The sequence below is a fragment of the Paracoccus sp. N5 genome, from assembly GCF_000371965.1.
Lineage (GTDB): Bacteria > Pseudomonadota > Alphaproteobacteria > Rhodobacterales > Rhodobacteraceae > Paracoccus.
In genome coordinates this window covers 441,182-462,719 of record NZ_AQUO01000002.1, presented here as the reverse complement: position 1 = coordinate 462,719, position 21,538 = coordinate 441,182, and the positions used below count along the sequence as shown (strand labels likewise).

Here is a 21,538-nt window from a genome sequence, read left to right as displayed (position 1 = left end):
GTCTTGGCCCTGAACATGGATTTCTGCTTTGGCGATGGCGAAGCGATGCTGGTTGTCGCCGGCTGGAGCAGCGATCACTGGCTCGATCTGGAACTCTACATCGACGAGACGCGGCTTGCCCCCCGTCTGGTGACCCGGCATGCGCGGCGCGACCTGCGCACCGCCGAGCGGTTCGGCGTGCTGGCGGTCTTCGATCTTGCCGGCGTCGACATGGCCGGCAATGCCACGGTGCATGTGAAATCCGGCCAGGAATTCACCGAGATCCAGCCCGAACGCCTGGTCACCGACCAGCAGCGCCTGGTCGAGATCGGCGTGGACGAGGTGTTCTTCGCCTGGCTGCGGCTGCTGGCGGCGGGCGAACTGACCATGCCGACCGGCGAGGTGGCGCAGGCCGCGGTGGCGCGCCTGCGTTTCGCGCCGCTGCTGCCGCGCGAAGGCGACGAATTCGGCCTGGGCGTCGACCGCTGCCTGACCGATCCGGCGGGACAGGGCCTGGTCTCGGGCTGGTTCCTGCCGGCCATGGGACAGGTCCAGCCGCTGACGGCGCTGGCGCTGGACGACCAGCAGCTTTGCCGGGTCCGGCTTTTCGCCGGCGCCCTGCCGCGCACGGACCTGGAACCCTATGGCGGCCGCTACCTGTTTACCGGCAGCGACGGCTATGCCGGCGCCTTCCTCATGCCGCAGCCGGTCCGCGGCCAGGTGCAGGTGCTTTTCGTGATCCCCGGCCAGGAAAACGCCGCCGGTGTGCAGGCCCCGGCCGGGCCGCGGCCGCCGACCGATTTCGCGGCCGAGCTGTGCCAGGTCCAGCTCGACCTGCCCGACCCGGCGCACAAGACCGGGCTGCGCGCCGCCATGCTGCCGCCGATGCCGGCCTGGCAGCCGCCGGCCGCCGCCGCGCCCTGGCCGCGCAGCGGCCCGGTGCTGCTGCTTCTGGACCACGACCTGCCCGACATCGACCTGCGCGACGTGCTGCGCCGCACCGGCCAGAGGCTGGGGCGCCCGGTCGAGCTGTTCCTGCTGCGCGACCGGCTCGGCAGTGTCCTGGTCGAGGCCATCGAGGGCGCCACCCGCGAACTGCCGCAGGGGCTGCGGCTTGCCGGCTCGGGCATGGCGCTGGACCTGCAGGCCGCCCTGCCGGAAACGCTGCTCTTCGGCCGCAGCTCGACCCTGTTCCAGATCGAGGCCGGCGCCGGGGTCTTTGCCCGCGGCACCGCGCAGATGCCCTTTCACCTGACGCTGCTCGACCCGATCGGCGCCATCGGCCGCGACGGCGGCACGCCTACCGGCGATCCGGCCGCGCGCTTCCAGCGCGACCTGCTGCCCTTTGCCCTGAGCGGCCCGACCGCCAGCCTGAAACCCATGCTGGCCCGCGCGCCCCAGGCCTTCCTGACCCAGGAAGCCCGGCTGCGCCACATCGCCGAGCGCCTGCTGCGCGCCGATCTCGCCGGCGCCGAGATCCTGGGCGGCACGCCGTATTTCGCCGGCCGCGCCGGACCCTCTGCCCGCACCCTGCCCGGCGGGCTGGACCTGCATCTCTACGATGCCGAAAGCCGCAAGCTGATGGAGGCCGCCGCATGAGCCGCATCGTCATCGTCTCGCATTCCCATCCGAACCTGCGCTACGGCGGCGGCGAGGTCGCGGCCTATCGCCAGTTCCAGCACCTGCTCTCGCTGGGCGAGGACGCGCATTTCGTCGGCTCGACCATCGGCCCCGAGGACAGCGACAAGTTCTTCGGCCGCAGCCAGCAGGTCATCGCCTTCGGCCCGCGCGACTATTGCCTGCAGGGCCGCGGCATGGACGGTTTCCAGATGGAGCACGCCCGCATCGCGGACGAGGACTGGCTGGTCGAGTTCCTGCTGTCCTTCGGCGCCGACATCTATCACTTCCACCATTTCTGGAACATCGGCGCCGGCACGATCCGGCGGCTGCGGGCGGCGCTGCCCGAGGCGCGCTTCCTCTGCACCCTGCACGAGATGACCGCGATCTGCGCCAATCACGGCCAGATGGTGAAACGCTCGGGCGAGCTCTGCCATGCCGCAAGCGAGGTCGCCTGCGCCGCCTGCCTGCAACGCCCGCCCGCCGATTTCGTGCTGCGCCGGGCGCGCATGTCGGAGATGCTGGGGGTCTTCGACCAGTTGCTGTCGCCCAGCGAATTCCTGCGCGGCCGCTTCGAGGACTGGGGCATCGCCCCCGGCCGCATCGCGGTGATCGAGAACGGCCTCGACCATGCCGCGGACCCGCTGCCCGAGACCGAGGACGACCTGCTGCGCAAGAGCGGCCGCTTCGCCTTCTTCGGCCAGGCGACGCCGACCAAGGGCCTGGACGTGCTGATCCGCGCCGCCGCGCTGATCGAGGCACAGGGCCACGACAGCGACCAGCCGCTGGCGATCGAGATCCACGGCCTCGACGAGGCCAGTTTCCGCCGCATGTGGCCGGACCTGAAGGTGCCGGAATGCGTGCGCTTCTGCGGCCGCTACCGCCCGCAGGACGGCGTCCAGATCATGCGCGGCTATGGCTGGATCATCATCCCCTCGGTCTGGTGGGAAAATTCGCCGGTGGTGATCCAGGAGGCGCGCGCGGCCGGCACGCCGATGATCGCCTCGGACATTGGCGGCATGGCGGAAAAGACCGCCGGCTGGAGCATCCCGTTCCGCACCGCCGATGCCAATGCGCTGGCCGCAGCGATCCTGTCGGTGCATGGCGACGCGCAGGCGCTGGCAGAGCACAAGGCCCGGATCACCCCGCCGCTGGACCTGGCCGGGTTCCATCAGGAGTGGCAGCGGGTTTGTCACAAGAGACCGCAGAATGAGTTAGGCGTGCAGGTGGCCTGATACGGCATCCAGGCGTTTCCTAGAACACAGAAAGGATCACAGTGTTGAAGTTCGCCGTAACGACAATGGCATACAACGAAGGGGTGATGCTGCCTCTTTGGGTGAATTACTACGGCCGCATCTTCGGCAGGGAGAGCCTTTACATTTTCGACCATGGCTCCAACGACGGCTCCACGCTGGGACTCGAGGGTGTAAATATAATCCGCTTGCCGCGCACGCCTTTCTCGGACATCAAGCGGTCGAACCTGATTTCGGACACCTGCAAGAACTTCCTCAATTTCTTCGACTATTTCATCTATACTGATACCGATGAGTTCATCTGCGTTGATCCGGACGACCATGGCGATCTCAGGCAGTATATCGAAACGAAAAGGCCAGATTACGAAACCAGCATCGGCGTGAACATCTTTCACAGCTATGACGACGAAGGCGAGCTGAACCTGAGCAGGCCAATCCTTGCTCAAAGAGGCTACGGCTATTTCCTTGGCGCGATGTGCAAGACACAGGTGACGAGTGTTCCACTATCCTGGGGCGGCGGATTTCATACCTGCGACAAGCATCAGCAATTCGGAGGGATCTACAACTTCCATCTGAAGCAGATGGACAGGTCGATCGCCCTGGATCGGCTCCGCTTTCTCAGGAGTATCCCGAGAGACGGCAACTTCGGCATTCACCAGATGATCGAGGATGAAAAGATGAAGAACATATTCCGCCAGATCAACGGTCGCGACCGCGTGGAAGACTTCGACTTCTCGATGCATGTGCAAGAGCTTCTCGGGCTGATCAAGGAAAACCACGCCGGCAAGTTTGCCTTCGAGGTCGATTTCCCATCGAAATATCCTCCCCATCTTCGCCGCATACCGGATCAGTTCAAAGGAGTTTTCTGATGTTCGTTTACGTCAAAGTGTTCGGAGAACGCAATAGCGGCACTATTTATCTGACGGCGCTCGTGCGTGAAAACACCAACGCCATCATGATGGAAGGTGATACCAGGGGAAAGGCGGGCCTGCTCAAGGCTGAAAACCGCCTTTTCCCCGAGGCATACACCCATGACAACGACTATGTGCAGGATCTGGACCATTTCCGCATGCTCCATTCCGATTTCGGGTGGAAACATGCCAGGCCGCCGATCGACGTGATCGAATTTTCTGCATACAGTCGCCTCACGAAATTCATCTATACTACCAAGCATCCATGCTTCTGGTTGCAATCCATGTTCAACAGGCCATACAACCCTCGGCTTTCGCGTGCCGCAAGCTTTTCGGATTTTATCAGGTCGCCTTGGCCGCTCTCTCGTCGCGACAACATCGACGGCACCACGGTCGCCACGCCCATCGAGTTGTTCAACAAGAAGGTTCGCTCATACATGGAGATGCTCCGAAGGTATCCCGATAACTCTGTCTTCGTGCGATACGAGGATCTTCTGGAAGACACCGAACAGACGGTGGCGCGCGCCTGCTCGAACGTTCTCGGCTTTGGCGAGAGTGCGTTCAAGAATATCCTGAACTCCACCAAGTCGGCGGGAGAAAACTTCGATTTCTATCGGAAAAAGTATCTGTCCGAGGATTATGTCGACAGCATATCGGACGAGGATCTGGATTTCATCGACAGCAAGCTCGACAAGAACATCATGGAGCGGTGCGGTTATTCGGTCCGTCGAAAGATCGACGCAGACCTGGAAGCCGCGAGCTAGGCGTGGGTGATCTGGCAGCGCGCTTTGTCGAAGCCCGCTTCCGCGGCGATCAAACTTCCCTTGAGGCACCTACCGGCGAGGTGCTTGATCCGGAGCGGATTTCATGGCCCTGATCCTGCCCAAGCAGCGCATCGCCTATTTCCCGGTGCCGAAAGCCGCCTGCACCTCGATCAAGACGATGTTCTTCGAGATCGAGAACGGCGTGCCCTTCAAGCCGATGCAGCGGCATGGGCAGATGTTCCATATCCACAACTTCTATGGCACCCAGCCCTTCAACCGCCAGAACACCGGGCAATTGCAGGATTTCTGGCGGTTCGCGGTCTATCGCGACCCGGTCGCCCGCTTCCTGTCCTGCTATTCGAACCGCGTGCTGCATTTCCGGGAACTGTCGCCGGGAATGCTTTCGCAACAGGCGCAGGCGGCCGGGGCCCTGCCGGATCCGGACCTGGATACTTTCGTCGAACGGATCGAGCTCTATCGCGAATTCTCGCCCTCGATCCGGCATCACGTCGCGCCGCAGGTCAATTTCCTGGGCCGCGACCCGGGCTATTTCCAGCGCATCTATGTCATGTCCGAATTGCCGCAGCTTGTGCGCGACATGGAGGCTCGAACCGGCCGCACCCTGCACCTGCCGCATGAACAGCGCGGCGGTCCCAAGCTGGTCCCCGGCGATCTCAGCGCGAATGCGCGCGAGAGCCTGCTCCAGCTTTACCGGGCGGATTTTCGCTGGGGTGAAAAGGCCGGGCTGAGCCAATAGCGCCGGGCCTGCCCTCGAAAGGCCGGTTGTTGATTTGCGAAGGCCGAAGTCTTTGGACCAGCGACCACTCGAACAGCCGGTTCCACCTAAATCTGCAGCAGAAAATCGGAACCCGTCAGATCGACGGGCTTGCCGATGACGATCGCCAGATCGGCCACGCGATCACCATTCGCATCGGCCCGGATATAGGTCGCGTCGGCCGTGCGCAGCCAGCGCAGTTCTCCAGCCGTTCCGCTGAAACTCTGTTCGCCGATACAGGTGAACGCCTGGTTGCCATCCGCCAGGCTGTCGGCGTCGATCGCCACGAGGTCGATCCGGTCACCCTCGACATGCGTGAAATCGTCGATATGATCCGCGCGCGCCGCGTCGAATCCGAAAGGCCGGCAAAGACGAAAAGATCGGCGCCAGCGCCGCCATACAGGCTGTCCGCTCCGACCAGGCCCACCAGCCGGTCGTTGCCTGTGCCGCCGAACAGCTGGTCATTGCGGGGCCACCCAGCAGCCTATCGGCGCCGGCCCCGCCGCCCAGCCAGTCATCGCCCAGCCCACTGCCGAGCAGATCGTCGCCCATATCGCCGTAAAGCGTGTCATTTCCGTTGCCGCAGAACAGGCTGTCGTTGCCAGCCTGGCCATAGAGCCTGTCGGCGCCGTCGCCGCCAAGCGACGCGGCGGGATCGAGTTGCGCCGCCGGGCGCAGGCTGGCGGCAAGCTGGGCGGCGGCAAGGTGTATCCGCGCGGGATCGGCCGCCTGCGGACCGGCCTTGACGCTCGGCGTGGACAGGCCCGACAGCGTCGCCGCCAACCCCGGTAGACGCATCGCGGGCGAGCGCGGCACCGTCAGGCTGCTGTCCCGGGCGATCACCAGCATGTCGGTCTGGCGCGGCGGGCAGGCGCTATAGGGCGGGTTGCCCGGCACCATCATCTCGCAGCTGGGCGGGTTCACCCCGGCATGCAGCAGCCGGGCGGCAAAGCCCACCGGCAGGGGCGCCAGCGACATCATCAGCAGGTTGATGACCGCCCAGACCCCGACAGGCCCGACGCCGATGCTGTCGGCCAGAAGCGGCGCCAGCGCCTGCTGCTGGTCGCCGGGCACGCAATTGCGCAGCATGATGTCCATCACCCCGGCATCGCCGGGCAATTGCCGCATGCCGGCGTTCAGCCGCCGCATCCCCAGCACGATGTGGGAATCGTTAACCAGAAACGATTTCGCGCTGAGATTGTGCGTCAATCATCGGCGAAGGCAGCCCGGTCCGCACATTGGTTGCCGCTTGTCAGCCGATGGTTGCTGATTTGGCGCAGCGAACCGGGGCTCGCCGGCGACGCGGCAGGCGGCAAGGGCGGGAGAACGCTCGGTCGACGGCGAACTCCCGCGAGTTCTCCTTGCGGTCGACGACAGGGCGGCCATATGCGCCGAAGCGGTCCTGATAGCTGGCGCAATGCTCGGCATCGATCCCCTCGAAGGGGTGCCACGGGTCAACCGTCCTTGCCCATCTCGTCCCGGATCAGGGCATCGGGCTGCAGGATGCGCAAGTATTTCCGCCCGGATTCGATGATGCCCGCCCGGCTGAGCTTGGCCAGCACGCGGCTGACCGCTTCGCGATTGGCACCGATCATGTTGGCCATTTCCGCATGGGTCGGCGGATCGGGCATCCGGCGCCCCGGCTCGAGCCCGCCGTCCTCCAGCGAGACGCGCAGCAGATAGGCGCGCAGCCGCTCCTCGACATCCAGCGAGGTCAGCTCTTGCACCCGTTCGGTCAGATCGTGGATCCGCCGGACCAGGCCCTGGATCACCGCCTGCCGGACCGGCGGCTGCGTCTCCATCAGCCCGGTCAGCAGCGGGCCCGGCATCTCCAGCAGCACGCAGGCCGTGCGCGCGTAAAGCGACAGCGAGCGCGGCGACCCGGACAGCACCGACAGCTCGCCGAAGGCGCTGCCAGAGGCGATCTCGCTATAGACGATCTCGCGCCCGCTCGGCGTCCATTGCACGGCCAGCACGCGCCCCGACAGGACGAAAAGCACCGAGTCGCCGGGATCGCCCCGTTCGAGGATCAGCTGGCCGCGGGCGACATGGCGGCGGCGCGAACCGGCCTCGATTCCGGCCAGAACCTCGCCCGGTAGCCCGACGAACCACGGCAGCTCGGCCAAATCCAGAATCCGCTTCATGCTTTCCCCTTACTCTTCAATCTTTTACCCGAGCGAGCCCGGCTTTGTGCGCCCGCGCACAGAACCGCGGCGGCGGTTGTGCCAGGATCGGGGCCAAATCCAGCAACCAGAGGGCGTGTTTCATGTCGACCGGACATTCCGCACCATGTTTTGCCAAGGACCCGTTGGCTGCGATCGCCGGCCTGCTGCGTCAATTGACCATGGCTGCCCTGCATGTGCAGGTGCGCGCCCGTTTTCAGGGCGATCTGCCGCAGATCCTCGCCGGCGGGGCCGGGGTCATGGCCCACGCGGCTGTCGATGGTCAGGCCAGCCTGCGCGCGATGTCGCATTATTGCCTCGAGCAATTGCTGCCGCGCGTCCAGTCGGTGATGACCCATGTCGAGGACGCGGCCGATCTGGCCACCACGCTGGCCGAGGCGCCGCGGGCCGATCCCGCGCCGCTTTTGAACGGCGTCGCCGCCAATCTGGATCACGCGCGCGCATCACTGCGCGGCCGCAGCCGTTCGCCGCACAACAGGGCGGGGGTGATCCGGCTGAGCGAGCAGCGGCTCTGGGGCGCGCTGGCGGTCGAGCTGCAGCGGCTGGAAGGCGCCGACGGCCCGATGATCCGCGCCTGTGCCCGGATCGAACCCGCCGCCTTCGCGCTTGCCGCGGCGATCGAGGCGTTCCTCGAACGCGGCGACGGCATGGCGGTGGCAGGGCGCCAGGACCTGGCGCAGGTGCTGGTCCGGCTGGAAAGCCAGGCGGCCGCGACCCTGTTGTCGCGTGACGACATCGCCCGCCAGCTTGGCCCGACGGCCGGCCGCCTGCAGCACCTGGTCGGGCTGCTTGCCGGGCTGTCCGAGGAATACCGGCCGCTGCGCGAAGCCGCGCCGCAGATTGCCATGGCCCTGTCCGTTGCGACCCAGACCGCCAGTCAGTCCCGCGTGACCCAGCGGCTGGAACAGGCCATGCAGGACCTGGAGCGGCTGCTGGGCGGGCTTGTCGCCGATTACCGGGTCCTGGCCCGGTCCGCCCAGCGCCCGCAAGGCAAGGCTGCCGCGCGGCAGCTGATCGCCGCCGAAGCGCCGCTTTGGCAGGCGGCGGCAAGGGTGCTGGCCGATCCGCCGGCCCTGGTTCCGGACAGCCCGGCGGCCTGTCCCGCCGCCCGGATCGGGGGCCGCACCGGCGGGGAAGTCGGGGCAATGGTCCGGGCCTGATGCGCCCTTTGCAGAAATTTCAGAGTATTTAACCATTTCCTTTTTTGACGAGTCTCTGAAAGAAGGGTCGGGATCATGTCGATCCTGACCCGCATTCCCCCGGATTGTCCAGCCGCCGCGGAAAAGGGCGGCGGCCGTGGGCGTGGCTAGTCATCCTTGCCGTCGCTGCGGGCGCTCATGCCCTGCACGCTCATCCCGTGGACGCTCATGCCGCGATCCGGCCCACCGCGCGGGTCCAGCAGCAATTGCTCGAACATGCCCGAATGCACGTCCAGGCGGATGGTGTAATCGGCCTTGTCATAGGACCAGACCATCAGGTCGTCGGGCTGGGGAAGCCCGCGCCCGCCGCCGGTGCGCTCGGTCTTGTCGGTCGGGGCGGCCTGCGGCAGGCGCAGCTGCGACATCACCTCGCCGGCATCCAGCCCCGGCCCGTGCACCAGAAACAGCGCCGGGCGCGGCAGGACGTGATACAGCCCCTCGAAGGCAAAGCCGTAAATGCGGGCGAAATTCGCGTCCTCGGCCTGCAATTGCCGTTCCAGCTGGCCGGGCGTGCCGCCGCGGGGCTGGGGGAACGGCCCGTGCCGGGGATCGTCGTGCTTGCCCTGCGCCGAGGGCGGGCGGATCTGCAAATCCTCGACCACGCGACCGAAGAGCAGCAGGTTCGAGGGGCTCAGCAAGGTCTCGGGCATCGGAACCTCCGCCAGGAAGGGATTTTTCCGCCGCCGCGCAGGGCAAGGCCTGCGGGCCCGGAGCTTCAGGTTACGGTGCCGGGCGGCCGCTGTCGATGGGTTTGTCGCCCGGCACCCGCATCGTCAGCCGGCGGCTGCCCGTCTTGCAGCCACAGCGCATGGTCCCGCGCCAGCGCGGCATGGAAATGCCCGAGATCGCGGAAACCGAGGCTGCGGGCATGGTCCTCCAGGTCCTCCGGCAGGTCGCGGCCAAGGCGGGTGCGGAAATACCAGGCCAGCAGCACGGGCAGCGGCGGCGGATCGGGATCGGCGCAGCCGGCGATGCGCTCGCGCAGGGCGGCATAGCCGCCATCCAGCCGCAGCTGGTCCAGGATCGCCGGCCCCAGCGCCGCGTCGCGGTCCTGCGCCATCGCCTCGACCGTCGCCAGCCGGGCCATCAGCCGGTCGAACCCCGCGCGGTCCAGGCCGTTTTCGGCCGCCCAGCGTTCGATGTCCTGCCCGCGCAGCAAGCCGCGCGGCAGGCGAAACTCCAGCGCGGCCTGGGCGATGCGCGCCGGATCCGGCCCGGACCGCTGGCGCGCGGCGGCCTCGGCGGCGAGGTGCTGCAGCAGGGCGGCGCGGCGCAGCTCCAGATAGGGCTCGCCCTGCAGGCGCAGCGCATCGAGCAGCAGCGCATCCGTCGCCCCGGCGCCCTGCTCATGCGCCGCGAGCCAGGGCGCATTGGCCCAGGCCTCGGTCCATTCAAAGGTGAAATCCGGTGCCGGGGCCGGTTCGCCGCGCGCGGCATGCGCCTGGATCTCGTGCAGCAACTCCAGCGCGTCGGCGCGTTTCTGGTCGATGCGGCCGCCCGGCAGCCAGGATGCAAGGCGGTCGCGCATCGCGGGGGACAGCCGGGCCGCGGCCGCCAGGACGCCGGGCCAGTCGCGTTGCTGATAGAACTGCGCCTTGGCGGTGGCCAGCAGATGCGCGGCACCCGCATCGTCGACGATGCCCGCCGCCCGCGCCGCGGCGACGGTGGCGCGGATATTGACCATCGGCTCGCTCAGCGCGGCATGGCCGGTCTCGGCCGGCCCGTGCAGCAGCGCCACCTCGTCGTCATCCGTCAGCAGGCCATCGCGGAAATCCCGGAAGATGCGCCCGACGCCGCGCATGCCGAAGGGGGCAAGCTCGACGGCGCGCAGGGCGCCCATGCTGGCGGCGCCGAAAACGGCGATGCGCTGCGAGAGCGCCCAGAGCACCTCCTTGTGCCAGACCGCGGGCACGCCGTCGAAACGGCCGTCGATCAGGCCGATCGCCACCGGCCGCCCCCGCGCGGCGCGGTAAAGGTCGCCCTGCTGCGCGGGCGGCAGGAAGCAGATCTGCGGAAAGGCGGCACGGTCGCGCGCGCTGAGCGAGGGACCGGAAAAGACGATCACGCTCATGGCGCGGCCTGCCCGGCGGCGCGCGCCCGGGGGCCGGGCCGCCAGCCGGGATGGTCGTGAGGCGCCTCCAGCCCCGGCACCACCAGGCGGACGACCGGCAGGTCCAGCCCCGGCTTGCGCAGGTCCACGGCCACCGCCTCGTCGATGCCGACCGCGCGCAGGCGCGACAGCAGCCAGTCCAGGTCCCTGGCGAAATCCAGCGAGAGGAACTCCTCCACCGCCGCGAAATCCGTCGCCGGCCGGTGGTTGGCGCGCATCTCGGCGGCCCGCCGCGCCTTGCGGGACAGCTCATGCGGGCTGAAGTCGTCCGGGCGCAGATCGTCCCGCGCCCCCGAGATATAGGTGCAGCGCACCTGCGCCGCCTCGGTCAGGGCGCGCAGCAGCGCGATGGCGCGCGCGGGATGCGCCCCGGCGCCGATGCCGTGATGCGATCCGGGCTCGCGCCGGTCCGAGAGCAGGCAGTAGAAGGCCGGCACCGCCATGTCGCCGACCAGATGCCAGACATGCACGTCGAAGCCGGCGCCCCGCATCCGGTCCAGCACGGCGCGGCAGGCGAGGTCGTCGACGCTGGCGAGGTCCAGCCCGGTCGCGGCCCGGCGCTCGGGCGGCAGCAGGTGCCACAGCGTGGTGGCGTCGCGCTCGATCAGTTCGCAGAGGGCGTGACAGGTCGCCTCGGCCATGGTGTTGCCCGAGGCAAGGCCGTTGCTGCCGCAGGGAAAGCAGCCGCTGCCGGGCGGCGGCGGCAGGGTGAAGTTCGCCCGCACGCATTCGAAGGGCAGCCAGCGCGGCCGGCCCGACAGCAGGTCCCGCCCCTCGATCCACAGCATCGGCAGGTCGCGGTGGAAACGGTCCGAGATCCGGGCCAGCCGGTCCACGTCGATCATGGCATGAGAATGCGCGAGCTCGTTCAGGCTGCCCAGCTTCAGCGGCGCCTCGACATGCTCGGCGTGGTAAAGCTCGGCCGCCTCCATCAGGCCCGAGGCGATGGCGGCATCCAGGTCCAGCCCCTTGCCCTGCGACACCGCCAGCGAGCGGGCGTTCGGACGGCAGACCATCACCACCGGCACGCCGATTCGGTCCAGCCCGGTCACGTCGGCGATGCGGGTGATGCCCATCCGCGCCATCAGCGGCCGCACCCGCGCCACGGTCTGCGCAGGGGCGACGCCGCGGTGGCAGCCGCGGCGATAGCCCTTGGTTGCGGCCCCGCGCGTCAGGGCCGCAATCCTTCGGGCGTCCAGACCATGTCCAGGATCGGCGTGGCATCGGGGTCGATCATGCGAAAGCCCAGCCGCAGGTAAAGGCCGATGGCCCGGTTGGTCCGCACCACCGACAGCGAGACGGTCCTGCCCTCGGCCGCGGCCCGGTGCAGCAGGTCGCGCAGGATGCGCGAGCCGATGCCCCGGCCGCAATATTCCGGCAGCAACTGCAACTGCGCCAGGTTGTAATCGGCATCGCGCTCGGTGACCTGCATCCAGCCGATATCCCTGCCCTCGAGGGTGATGATGCAGGAATCCGCCGCCTTGAACGAGCGCCGGATCGCCGCCCGGCGCATCGGCTCGTCCCAGGCGTCCAGTTGCTGCATCAGGGGCCGCATTGCGTCGATATGGACCGACTCGGCAAAGGGAAATTCCTCGGGTCGCGCCGGACGCAGGCCGAATTGCGGAACAGGGTGCCGGTCATATGTCATGCGGACAGTATAGACCCGCGCCGGCCGCTGTCACGGGCGCCGTGACTTGACGCGGCGGCGCGATCCGGGCTTGACAGGCCGGGCGCCTGCGCCTTTCTCGGTGCCAGTGAAAGGAGCCTTGGACAAGCCATGACCGAACAGCCCGGTTTGACCGGCCCCCGGCTTCAGGCGGTGCTTTATGCCGACATCCACGGCTATACCCGCCTGATCGAGCAGGACGAGGCGGGAACCATCCTGCGGCTGACGCGCTCGCTGGCGCTGATCCGCAACCTGGTCGGGGATTACGGCGGCACCGTGGTCAATACCGCAGGCGACGGGCTGGTCGCCGTGTTCGAGGACGTCCACAAGGCGCTGCATTTCGCTGTCGAGATGCAGCGCGAACTGTCCTGCGAATCCGCCTGGGCCGAGGCGCGCGAGCCCATCGCCTGGCGCGTCGGCATCTCGCTGGGCGAGACCTTCGAGGGCCGGGACGGGGTCTATGGCCACAGCGTCAACCTGGCGGCGCGGATCCAGAGCTTCGCCGATCCCGGCGGCATCTGCGTCACCGAAACGGTCTACCGCATGGTGCGCGACAAGGCGCAGCTGGCGATGCGCTCGCTGGGGCGGCGGCGGCTGAAGAACATCTCGGCCCCGGTCGAGGTCTATGCCGTCATGCCCCCGGCCCCCGCCGCCGCACCCGCGACCCCCCTGCCCGGCGGCCTGCTGCGCCGCACCGATCCCAGCCAGCCCGACGCCTCGCTGGCGATCCTGCCGATGGAGAATCTCTCGGCCGATCCCCGCGACCGGCATCTGTGCCAGGGCATCGTCGCCGACCTCATCACCAATCTCAGCCGGTTCCGGCAACTGATGGTGATCGCGCGGCATTCCTCGGTCCTGGCCGCGGCGCAGACCACCTCGCTGCGCGAGATCGGCCGCCGGCTGGGCGTGCGCTACCTGCTGACCGGCGGCTTTCGCCGGGCCGGCAACCGGCTGCGCATTACCGTCGACCTGGCCGAGGCGGAATCCGAGAATGTCATCTGGTCCGAACGCTATGACGGCGTGATGCAGGACATCTTCGACTTCCAGGACGACGTGACCGCGATGACCGCGGCGCGGGTGGCAATCCAGCTCGACACCGCCGAGCGGCGCCGGCTGGCCGAGCAGGCGCACCCGGCGCTTTACGCCTATGGGCTGGTGCTGCGCGGGCAGGACATGGGCCTGCGCTTCCTGCCCGATGCCAACCTGCACGCCCGGCGGCTGTTCGAAGAGGCGCGCGACCTCGATCCCAGCTATGGCCGCAGCTATGCGGCGATGTCGCGCACCTTCAACGTCGAATGGCGCTACAACTGGACCAGCGACCCGGATGCGGCGCTGAACCAGGCGCTAGTCCTGGCCAAGCGGGCGGTGCAATGCGACAGTCTCGATTCGCGCGGCTTTTCCGAGATGGGCCTGGCGCATCTCTACAAGAAGCAGCATGACGAGGCGCTGGCCGCCTATGAACATGCGCTGGACCTGAACCCCAACGACGCCGACCTGCTGGCCTATACCGGCGATTGCCTGGCCTATGTCCGGCAGGGCGACCGCGCGGTAAAGCTGCTGGAACGGGCGATGCGGCTCAATCCCTATTGCCCGGACGCCTATCTGTGGTTCCTGGGCGATGCCTATTTCCACCATGGCGACTATGCCAGGAGCATCGAGACGCTCCACAAGATGCGCGACCAGTCCGAGGCGCACCGGCTGCTGGCCGCCAGCCACGCGCTGCTGGGCCAGATGGACGAGGCCCGCCGCCATGCCCGCGCGGTGATGCAGGTGCATCCGAACTTCACCATCGCGCATTGGCGCAAGGTGCCGCCGCTGAAACATCCCGAGGATCTGGAGCTTTACGTCGAGGGGCTGCGCAAGGCGGGCCTGACCTGACGGCCGGCCGCAATCAACCAGGCCGGGCCGCGCAGGACGGTGCCGGCGCGAGATCGGCGGCCATTTGCGCCAGCGCTTCCGCATCCGGCGCGATGGCGACCAGCCGGTTCGCGACCATGCCCTCGGGCGGCGCGGCCGGGTCCAGCGACAGCACGCCGCCGGCCAGTTGCAGCAGGTGCGGGCCGGCCGAGCCGGGCAGCAGGACATAGCCCTTGAGCCGATGGACCGCCCGCCGATGCCGCTCGATGATCGCGACGAGTTGCCCGCGATCCGGGGGCGGGACAAGGCTGATCGTGCGGCTGGCGAACAGCCGCCCATGGTCGGGGTCCGGGACCAGGGCGGCAAGGCTGCGGCCGTCATGGGGCGCCGCCAAGGCCTGCATGAAGCCGCTGTCGGTCGCCACATGCTGGCTGGCCAGCGGATTGAGCCGGGCGACCAGTCGCGCCGTGCGGCGCAGCGCCGTGCGGCCGGCGATGTCGGCGCGCGACAGAAAGACGGCATCGGCACCGCGGATCTGGCTTTCCGCCACCCGCCCGATCCGGGGATCGGCCAGCCGTTCGGCCAAGCTTTGCGGATCGACCACGGCCACCACCGCCCGGCAGTCCAGCTCGGGCTCGGCCAGGGCGAAGGCGGCCAGCCGCCGAGGCTCGGCGACGCCGCTGGCCTCGATGACCAGCCGGTCCACCCGGTCGCGCAGGCTCAGCGCCCGCTCGAAGGCGTCGAACAGCCCGCCGCCTATCGAGCAGCAGATGCAACCGTTGCTGAGCTGGATGGTGTCGGCCGAGCGGCCGGCAATCAGCGCGGCATCGACCGCGATGTCGCCGAAATCGTTGACCATGACCAGGATCCGCTCGCCCTGCCGATCCAGCAGCCGGTTCAGCAGCGTGGTCTTGCCCGCGCCCAGATAGCCGCAGAGCAGGTTGACGGGCAGCGGCGCGGCCATGGTCAGAACGACCCGGCCGCGACCGGGCTGCCGCCGAAGACGGTGCCCCAGACCCGGACCTCGCGCAGCCGCTCGGGACCGAGGGCGTGCGGATCGTCCTCGAGCACGGCGAAATCGGCGCGCTTGCCGACCTCGACCGAGCCCAGCTCGCCGTCCAGCTTCAACGTATGGGCCGCACCCAGGGTGATGGCGTAAAGCGCCGCGTCCAGCGGGATGCGTTCCGAGGTGCCCAGCTGCCGGCCGCTGTCGGTCAGCCGATTGACCGCGCACCAGGCGGTAACCAGCGGCGCCAGCGGCGTGATCGGCGCATCGGAGTGGATGGCCAGCGGAATGCCCATCTCCAGCGCGCTGGCGCAGGGGTTCATGCGGCAGGCGCGCTCGGGGCCGATGGTGATCTCGTAATGCTTGTCGCCGAAATAATACAGGTGGTTGGCGAACAGGTTCACGCAGCATTGCAGCGCGGCGATGCGGCGCAGCTGGGCGCGGTCGGCCATCTGGCAATGTTGCAGCACATGGCGGTGGTCGGGGCGGAAATGCCCGGCGAGGGCCGCTTCCAGCGCCTCGATGGCGGCCAGGCTGGCGCCGTCGCCGTTGACATGGATATGCATCTGGATGCCCTGGCGGTTCAGGTCGTCCACCAGGACGTTCAGCGCCTCGGGGGCGATGTTCCAGATGCCATTGTCGGTGCCGCGATGATAGCCCGGCGCCAGCAGCTGCGCGGTGAAACCCTGGATCGAGCCGTCGGTGACGATCTTGACCCCGCCCAGCCGCACCCGGTCGGTCGATTGCGCCCGCAACTCCTTCGCCCGCGCGGCCACCGCCTCGGGCTGCAGCGCCAGCGCCGAAAGCATCGGCACCAGCCGCAAGGGATAGCCGGCCTCGGCCGTGGTGGCGAACAGGTCGGCCAGCACCTCGTCGCCCAGCTCGTTCAGCAGGTCGGTCGAGGTCGTCACCCCTGCCCGGCAGGCCGAGCGCGCGAAGTTCCAGATCGCCTCGGGATCGCCGCCCATGGCGCGGAAGCTGGCGCCGACCCGGCGCATGACCGGGAACATGGCGCCCATCTCGTGCAGCTCGCCGTGGAGTTCGCCGTCCTCGGTGTGGATGACGCCGGGGACGTCGGTGTTCTCGTCATAGCCGGCCAGGTCCAGCGCCACGCTGTTGGCGGTCAGCAGATGCATGTTGGAATGCAGCACCACCACCGGCCGGGAGGTCGAGACCCGGTCGAGGTCCAGCCGCGACAGCCGGTCGCCGGGCACGAAAAGCGGATCGAAGCCCCAGCCGACGACGGGCCCGTCGCCCAATTCCGCGGCGCGGTCGCGCAGGCGCTGGACCAGCGCGTTGGTGCTGGTGATGCCCTGCCAACGCCGGCCGTCCGGGGCCACGCGGTCATAATGGCCCAGATAGGTGAAGCGCCAGACCGAACCCTCCATCATATGGGCATGGCCCTCGACGAAACCGGGCATCAGCACCTTGTCGGCGAAACGGTCGTCGTGGTGCAGCTCGCCCCGGCCGCGCATGTCCTCGGGGCCGCCGACGGCAAGGATGCGCCCATCGTGGGACACCATGACATGCGTCGCCTCGGGCCGCGACGGGTCCATGGTGATGATGCGGCGTGCTGAAAAAACGGTCGGGATCATGCAATTTCTCCGTCGGATGCGGCGTCGCGGGCAGATTAGCCGTGACAAACATCCTGCGTGAAATGCATAATTGCGCGGGATTTCCGCTATTTTCCTGAGGGTCGGATGCACTATACCCTGAAGCACCTGCGCTATATCGAGGCAGCCGAGCGGCACCAGTCGATCACCGCCGCGGCCGAGGCGCTGGCGGTCTCGCCCTCGTCCATCGCCGCTGCCATTGACCATGTCGAGGCGCAGCTGGGCCAGCCGGTCTTTGCCCGCGTGCCCTCGCGCGGGATCGGGGCGACCAGCTTCGGCCGCAAGATCATCGACGAGATCCGGCTGCTGCTGGTGGCGCAGGCGCGCTTCGACGGCAAGATCGCCGATCTGGAGCAGCGCATCGACGGCACCGCGCGCATCGCCTGCTTCACGCCGCTGGCGCCGATCCTGCTGCCCACGATCCTGTGCGAGGTGCGCGAGCGCTATCCCAACCTGATGATCGAGGTGATGGAGGGCAATTGGGAAGAGGTGGTGCGCGCCGTCGATACCGGCGACGCCGATTTCGCCTTCTGCTACGGGCTGATCAACGAACTGGCCTATCGTTTCCTGCCGCTTTTCGTCGGCCACCCCCATGCCGCGCTGCCGGCGGCGCATCCGCTGGCCAGCGGCCGTTTCGTCACGCTGGAACAGCTTGCGCCCGAGCCGCTGGTGGTGCTGGACCTGGACCTGTCGCGGCGCTACCTGATGGACCTGTTCGCGACGCGGGGCCTCAAGCCGAACGTGGTCTATTCGGCGCGCTCGACCGACATGATGCGGGCGCTGATCGCGGCCGGCATGTGCTACGGCATCTTCAACATCCGCCCGATGAGCAAGCAGACCTATGCCCGCGGCGACCTGGTGCGGTTGCCGCTGGCGGGTGAGCACGACGCCCCGCGCGCCGGGGTTCTGACCCGGCGCGACGTGCAACTGACCCCGGTTTGCGAAGCGATCATCGCCACTTGCGAGATGCAGGCGATGCGCGGCGAATTCGACCGCGCCTTCGTGCGGCCCTACATTCCACAGGATTTCTGAGGAATTCGGGCGCAAAAATGCATTTGCCGCAAAGCCCGCCGATGACCGATCCATAAGGGCGCAGCGTCAACGCAGAATTCGGCGCGCGCCCAACACGGAGAACCAGATGACCCTTCCCCCCGCCTTCTCGCGTCGTTTCCTGCTGGCCGGTGCCGTGGCGCTGACCGCGCTCGCCACCGCCCCCGCGCTTTCCGCCCAGGAGGCGCAAAAGGGCGGGACGCTGGTGCTGGCATCCGTGCACAAGCCGCGCCACCTGAACTCGGCCGTGCAGTCGGGTGTCGCGACCGCCGTGCCGGCGGCGCAGATCTTTGCCACGCTTCTGCGCTATGGCGAGGATTTCACGCCGCAACCCTATCTGGCCGAAAGCTGGGAATTCAGTGACGACAGCAAGGTGCTGACGCTGAAGCTGCGCCAGGGCGCGACCTTCCACGACGGCTCGCCCATCACGGCCGAGGACGTGATCTGGTCCTTGGGCGTGGTCAAGGAAAACCACCCGTTCTCGAGCATGCTCGAACCGGTCGAGGCCTTCGAGGCGCCCGATCCGCAGACCGTGGTCATCCGCATGAAGCAGCCGCATCCGGCGATCCTGCTGGTGCTGTCGGCCTCGCTGACGCCGATCCTGCCCAAGCACGTCTTCGACGACGGCCAGGACATCAAGTCGAGCCCCAAGAACAACCTGCCGGTCGGCTCGGGCCCCTTCAAGGTGACCGCCTTCGAGCCGGGCCAGCACATCATCCTGGAGCGCTATGACGGCTTCTTCCTGGAAGGAAAGCCCTATCTGGACCGCATCGTGATCCGGCAATACCAGGATGCCAACTCGGGCGTGCTGGCGCTGGAATCGGGCGAGGCGCAGATGTTCCCGCTGCTCGACGGCACCCGCCTGATCCGGCGGCTGGAAAAATCCGGCGACCTGACCGTGACCGACAAGGGCTATGCCGGCATCGGCCCGCTGAACTGGCTGGCCTTCAACACCAAGCATCCGGCGCTGTCGGACGTGCGGGTCCGCCAGGCCATCGCCCATGCCATCGACCGCGACTTCGTGACCAAGGCGCTGCATTCGGGCCTGTCCAAGCCCTCGATCGAGCCGGTCGTGCAGGGTAGCCCCTTCTATACTGAGGATGTCGCGCGCTACGACTTCGACCTCGACAAGTCCAAGGCGCTTCTGGCCGAGGCGGGCTATGGCGAGGGCGGCAAGGCGCTGGAACTGCGCATCGACTACATGCCCGATGTCGAGGAACAGCAGCGCGCCGTCGCCGAATATGTCAAGGCGGCGCTGGCCAAGGTCGGGGTCACGGTCACCGTGCGCTCCTCTCCCGACTTCCCGACCTGGTCGCAGCGCGTCTCGTCCTATGACTTCGACATGACCATGGACCAGGTGTTCAACTGGGGCGACCCGGTGATCGGCGTGAACCGGACCTATCTCTGCTCGAACATCCGCGAGGGGATCATCTGGTCCAACACCCAGCAATATTGCAACGAAGAGGTGGACAAGCTGATGAACGCCGCCGGGGTCGAGCCGGACCCGGCCAAGCGCCAGCAGCTTTACGCCCAGGCCTTCAAGCAGATCACCACCGACATCCCGATCCATTTCATCAACGAAGTGCCCTATCACACGGTCTATTCGCAGGCCGTGCAGAACCCGCCCGTCTCGATCTGGGGCACGATGGGGCCGATGGATGAGGTCTGGCTGAAGCAGTAACCGGCGGAGGCAATCCCGATGTTTCGACGTATCCTGCGGCAGTTGCTCTATGCGGCTGCCCTGATCCTCGCTGTCCTTGTCCTGAACTTCCTGCTGATCCAGCTCGCCCCCGGCGACCCGGCCGAGGTCATCGCCGGCGAGATGGGCGGCGCCAGCGCCGAGGTCATGGCCGCGATCCGCCAGCAATACGGGCTCGACAAGCCGCTGCTGACCCAGCTGGGGTTGTATCTGGGCCGCGCGCTGCAGGGCGACCTGGGCATGTCCTATTTCTACAACCGCCCGGTGGTCGATCTGATCCTGTCACGGCTGGGGCCGACCATGCTGCTGGTGGCGACCGCGCTGGGTTTCGCGCTGGTCGTCGGCACGCGGCTGGGGATGCTCGCCTCGCGCAATCCGCGCGGCATCGCCTCGGCGCTGGTCACGGTGCTGTCGTTGGTGGGCTATTCGGCGCCGGTGTTCTGGACCGGGCTGATGCTGGTGATCCTGTTCGGCGCCACCATCCCGCTGTTCCCCATCGCCGGCATGATCGACGTGGTGAAACAGGGCGGCTTCCTGAGCCGGATCCTGGACATCGCCCACCACCTGGTGCTGCCGGCGCTGACGCTGGGGCTGGTCTATCTGGCGCAATACAGCCGGCTGACCCGCGCCTCGATGCTGGAGGTGCTGGGTGCCGACTACATCCGCACCGCCCGCGCCAAGGGCGTCAGCGAGCGCCAGGTCTTCGGCCGCCACGCCTTCCGCAACGCGCTGCTGCCGGTCGTGACCGTCGCGGGCATGCAGTTCGGCGCCATCATCTCGGGCGCGGTGCTCGTCGAGACGGTGTTCAGCTGGCCCGGCCTCGGCACGCTGGCCTTCCAGTCGATCCTGGCGCGCGACTATCCGACTGTGCTGGGCATCCTGTTCTTCTCCACCCTGATCGTCATCATCGCGAACCTGCTGACCGACTTCGTGTCGCGCCTGCTGGACCCGCGCCTTGCCGGAGGACGCTAGAGACATGACCGCGCCCGCCAGAACCACGGTTCCAGCCGCCCGCGGTCCCATGGCCGAAGCCTGGGACATCTTTCGCCGCAGCCCCTCGGCCATGCTGGGCCTGGCGCTGCTGATCCTGGTCATGGCAATGACCTTCGCCGGACCCCATCTCTACCAGATTGATCCGTTCGAAATCGTCTGGGCGCCGCTGACGCCGCCCGGCGAAGAGGCGACGATCCCGCTGGGCACCGACAACCTGGGCCGCGACATCCTGGCCGGGCTGATCGCGGGCGGGCGCGCCACGCTGGCCGTGGGCTTCGCCGCCGCAGCGATCACCATGCTGATCGGGGTGCTGGTCGGCGCCTATGCCGGCTTCTACGGCGGCTGGGTCGACGACATGCTGATGCGCGTGACCGAGTTCTTCCAGGTGCTGCCGCCCTTGCTGTTCGCCATGGTCGTCGTCACGCTGTTCCAGCCGACGCTGGTCAACGTGGCGCTGGCCATCGGCATCGTCAGCTGGCCGCAGACCGCGCGGCTGACCCGGTCCGAGTTCCGCCGCATCCGCACGCTGGAATATGTCAGCGCCATGCGCGCCATCGGCGCCGGCGACGGCAACATCATCTGGCGCGTCATCCTGCCCAATGCCCTGCCGCCGCTGATCGTCTCGGCCACGCTGACCATCGGCATGGCGATCCTGTTCGAGGCCGGGCTCAGCTTCCTGGGCCTCTCGGACCCGAACGTCATGTCCTGGGGGCTGATGATCGGCTCGGGCCGGGAATACCTGCTGGACGCCTGGTGGGTGGTGACGCTGCCTGGGGCGATGATCTTCCTGACCGTGCTGGGCGTCAGCCTGGTCGGCGACGGGCTGAACGACGCCTTCAACCCCCGGATGAGGGAACGCTGAG

Annotated in this window: 20 protein-coding genes; 11 read left to right on the top strand and 9 right to left on the bottom strand. The window is 67.8% G+C overall.

What is annotated here, in order from left to right; genetic code table 11:
* Positions 1-3: 3 nt before the first annotated feature.
* From PARN5_RS0116685 to PARN5_RS0116665, 5 genes are all read left to right on the top strand, one after another.
* Positions 4-1,578 carry a hypothetical protein gene (locus PARN5_RS0116685; RefSeq protein ID WP_018000914.1) on the top strand — a complete coding sequence of 525 codons (1,575 nt, stop codon included), beginning with the start codon at positions 4-6 and terminating at the stop codon, positions 1,576-1,578.
* Positions 1,575-2,831: a glycosyltransferase gene (locus PARN5_RS0116680; protein WP_018000913.1), complete on the top strand. Its 1,257-nt coding sequence runs from the start codon at positions 1,575-1,577 to the stop codon at positions 2,829-2,831. The genes PARN5_RS0116685 and PARN5_RS0116680 overlap by 4 nt, the downstream gene beginning before the upstream one ends.
* A gap of 44 nt (positions 2,832-2,875) precedes the next feature.
* Entirely contained in the window at positions 2,876-3,718 is an 843-nt protein-coding gene (locus PARN5_RS22965) for a glycosyltransferase family 2 protein (RefSeq protein WP_157404064.1), read from the top strand.
* Positions 3,718-4,524, top strand: coding sequence for a sulfotransferase family protein (locus tag PARN5_RS0116670; RefSeq protein ID WP_018000911.1), 807 nt, complete (start codon positions 3,718-3,720; stop codon positions 4,522-4,524). Before PARN5_RS22965 ends, PARN5_RS0116670 begins: the two co-directional genes overlap by 1 nt.
* A gap of 103 nt (positions 4,525-4,627) precedes the next feature.
* A complete protein-coding gene (locus PARN5_RS0116665) occupies positions 4,628-5,281 on the top strand; it encodes a sulfotransferase family 2 domain-containing protein (protein WP_018000910.1) in 654 nt (217 codons plus the stop codon).
* An 86-nt stretch (positions 5,282-5,367) separates the two neighbouring features.
* Here PARN5_RS0116665 and PARN5_RS24610 read toward each other — a convergent pair whose 3' ends face one another.
* From PARN5_RS24610 to PARN5_RS0116650, 3 genes are all read right to left on the bottom strand, one after another.
* A complete protein-coding gene (locus PARN5_RS24610; protein WP_018000909.1) occupies positions 5,368-5,586 on the bottom strand; it encodes a hypothetical protein in 219 nt (72 codons plus the stop codon).
* Positions 5,587-5,599: 13 nt separating this feature from the next.
* Complete coding sequence (locus PARN5_RS25155; protein ID WP_081615031.1) at positions 5,600-6,448, bottom strand: calcium-binding protein; 849 nt, start codon at positions 6,446-6,448, stop codon at positions 5,600-5,602.
* Positions 6,449-6,753: 305 nt separating this feature from the next.
* A complete protein-coding gene (locus PARN5_RS0116650; protein WP_018000908.1) occupies positions 6,754-7,443 on the bottom strand; it encodes a Crp/Fnr family transcriptional regulator in 690 nt (229 codons plus the stop codon).
* A gap of 164 nt (positions 7,444-7,607) precedes the next feature.
* On the opposite strand from PARN5_RS0116650, the gene PARN5_RS0116645 reads away from it, so the two are divergent.
* Positions 7,608-8,642, top strand: a complete 1,035-nt coding sequence (locus PARN5_RS0116645; RefSeq protein ID WP_018000907.1) for a hypothetical protein — start codon at positions 7,608-7,610, stop codon at positions 8,640-8,642.
* Between the two features lie 146 nt (positions 8,643-8,788).
* On the opposite strand, the gene PARN5_RS0116640 is transcribed toward PARN5_RS0116645, so the two are convergent.
* The 4 genes from PARN5_RS0116640 to PARN5_RS22455 form a co-directional block, all read right to left on the bottom strand.
* Entirely contained in the window at positions 8,789-9,331 is a 543-nt protein-coding gene (locus tag PARN5_RS0116640; protein WP_018000906.1) for a hypothetical protein, read from the bottom strand.
* A gap of 65 nt (positions 9,332-9,396) precedes the next feature.
* A complete protein-coding gene (locus PARN5_RS22460) occupies positions 9,397-10,752 on the bottom strand; it encodes a TfuA-like protein (RefSeq protein WP_018000905.1) in 1,356 nt (451 codons plus the stop codon).
* Positions 10,749-11,966 (bottom strand): YcaO-like family protein, encoded by a 1,218-nt coding sequence (locus PARN5_RS0116630; protein WP_081615041.1) that lies wholly within the window; start codon positions 11,964-11,966, stop codon positions 10,749-10,751. The genes PARN5_RS22460 and PARN5_RS0116630 overlap by 4 nt, the downstream gene beginning before the upstream one ends.
* Positions 11,963-12,334 carry a GNAT family N-acetyltransferase gene (locus PARN5_RS22455; protein ID WP_198289618.1) on the bottom strand — a complete coding sequence of 124 codons (372 nt, stop codon included), beginning with the start codon at positions 12,332-12,334 and terminating at the stop codon, positions 11,963-11,965. Before PARN5_RS22455 ends, PARN5_RS0116630 begins: the two co-directional genes overlap by 4 nt.
* A 234-nt stretch (positions 12,335-12,568) precedes the next feature.
* On the opposite strand from PARN5_RS22455, the gene PARN5_RS0116620 reads away from it, so the two are divergent.
* Positions 12,569-14,335 carry a tetratricopeptide repeat protein gene (locus PARN5_RS0116620; protein WP_018000902.1) on the top strand — a complete coding sequence of 589 codons (1,767 nt, stop codon included), beginning with the start codon at positions 12,569-12,571 and terminating at the stop codon, positions 14,333-14,335.
* A gap of 13 nt (positions 14,336-14,348) precedes the next feature.
* Here PARN5_RS0116620 and PARN5_RS0116615 read toward each other — a convergent pair whose 3' ends face one another.
* Both PARN5_RS0116615 and PARN5_RS0116610 read right to left on the bottom strand, forming a co-directional pair.
* The gene (locus tag PARN5_RS0116615; RefSeq protein ID WP_018000901.1) at positions 14,349-15,278 is read right to left on the bottom strand and encodes a CobW family GTP-binding protein; all 930 of its coding nucleotides are present in this window, start codon (positions 15,276-15,278) and stop codon (positions 14,349-14,351) included.
* A 2-nt stretch (positions 15,279-15,280) separates the two neighbouring features.
* Positions 15,281-16,915 (bottom strand): amidohydrolase, encoded by a 1,635-nt coding sequence (locus PARN5_RS0116610; protein ID WP_018000900.1) that lies wholly within the window; start codon positions 16,913-16,915, stop codon positions 15,281-15,283.
* Between the two features lie 105 nt (positions 16,916-17,020).
* On the opposite strand from PARN5_RS0116610, the gene PARN5_RS0116605 reads away from it, so the two are divergent.
* The 4 genes from PARN5_RS0116605 to PARN5_RS0116590 all read left to right on the top strand — a co-directional run bounded on the left by PARN5_RS0116605 (position 17,021) and on the right by PARN5_RS0116590 (position 21,537).
* Positions 17,021-17,965, top strand: a complete 945-nt coding sequence (locus PARN5_RS0116605) for a LysR substrate-binding domain-containing protein (RefSeq protein WP_018000899.1) — start codon at positions 17,021-17,023, stop codon at positions 17,963-17,965.
* A gap of 106 nt (positions 17,966-18,071) precedes the next feature.
* On the top strand, positions 18,072-19,664 hold the full coding sequence (locus tag PARN5_RS0116600; protein ID WP_018000898.1) for an ABC transporter substrate-binding protein: 1,593 nt from the start codon (positions 18,072-18,074) through the stop codon (positions 19,662-19,664).
* Positions 19,665-19,682: 18 nt separating this feature from the next.
* The gene (locus tag PARN5_RS0116595; protein WP_018000897.1) at positions 19,683-20,654 is read left to right on the top strand and encodes an ABC transporter permease; all 972 of its coding nucleotides are present in this window, start codon (positions 19,683-19,685) and stop codon (positions 20,652-20,654) included.
* 49 nt (positions 20,655-20,703) lie between these two features.
* Complete coding sequence (locus tag PARN5_RS0116590; RefSeq protein ID WP_018000896.1) at positions 20,704-21,537, top strand: ABC transporter permease; 834 nt, start codon at positions 20,704-20,706, stop codon at positions 21,535-21,537.
* The last annotated feature ends 1 nt before the right edge of the window (position 21,538 follow it).

Bases quoted from the DNA above. Each gene is read 5' to 3' on its own strand.
- PARN5_RS0116665 (WP_018000910.1), top strand. From the start codon at position 4,628: ATGGCCCTGATCCTGCCCAAGCAGCGCATCGCCTATTTCCCGGTGCCG.
- PARN5_RS22455 (WP_198289618.1), bottom strand. From the start codon at position 12,334: ATGCAGCAACTGGACGCCTGGGACGAGCCGATGCGCCGGGCGGCGATC.
- PARN5_RS0116640 (WP_018000906.1), bottom strand. From the start codon at position 9,331: ATGCCCGAGACCTTGCTGAGCCCCTCGAACCTGCTGCTCTTCGGTCGC.
- PARN5_RS0116650 (WP_018000908.1), bottom strand. From the start codon at position 7,443: ATGAAGCGGATTCTGGATTTGGCCGAGCTGCCGTGGTTCGTCGGGCTA.
- PARN5_RS22460 (WP_018000905.1), bottom strand. From the start codon at position 10,752: ATGAGCGTGATCGTCTTTTCCGGTCCCTCGCTCAGCGCGCGCGACCGT.
- PARN5_RS0116600 (WP_018000898.1), top strand. From the start codon at position 18,072: ATGACCCTTCCCCCCGCCTTCTCGCGTCGTTTCCTGCTGGCCGGTGCC.
- PARN5_RS0116590 (WP_018000896.1), top strand. From the start codon at position 20,704: ATGGCCGAAGCCTGGGACATCTTTCGCCGCAGCCCCTCGGCCATGCTG.
- PARN5_RS0116610 (WP_018000900.1), bottom strand. From the start codon at position 16,915: ATGATCCCGACCGTTTTTTCAGCACGCCGCATCATCACCATGGACCCG.
- PARN5_RS0116605 (WP_018000899.1), top strand. From the start codon at position 17,021: ATGCACTATACCCTGAAGCACCTGCGCTATATCGAGGCAGCCGAGCGG.
- PARN5_RS0116670 (WP_018000911.1), top strand. From the start codon at position 3,718: ATGTTCGTTTACGTCAAAGTGTTCGGAGAACGCAATAGCGGCACTATT.
- PARN5_RS0116595 (WP_018000897.1), top strand. From the start codon at position 19,683: ATGTTTCGACGTATCCTGCGGCAGTTGCTCTATGCGGCTGCCCTGATC.
- PARN5_RS0116615 (WP_018000901.1), bottom strand. From the start codon at position 15,278: ATGGCCGCGCCGCTGCCCGTCAACCTGCTCTGCGGCTATCTGGGCGCG.
- PARN5_RS0116680 (WP_018000913.1), top strand. From the start codon at position 1,575: ATGAGCCGCATCGTCATCGTCTCGCATTCCCATCCGAACCTGCGCTAC.
- PARN5_RS25155 (WP_081615031.1), bottom strand. From the start codon at position 6,448: ATGCGGCGGCTGAACGCCGGCATGCGGCAATTGCCCGGCGATGCCGGG.
- PARN5_RS0116620 (WP_018000902.1), top strand. From the start codon at position 12,569: ATGACCGAACAGCCCGGTTTGACCGGCCCCCGGCTTCAGGCGGTGCTT.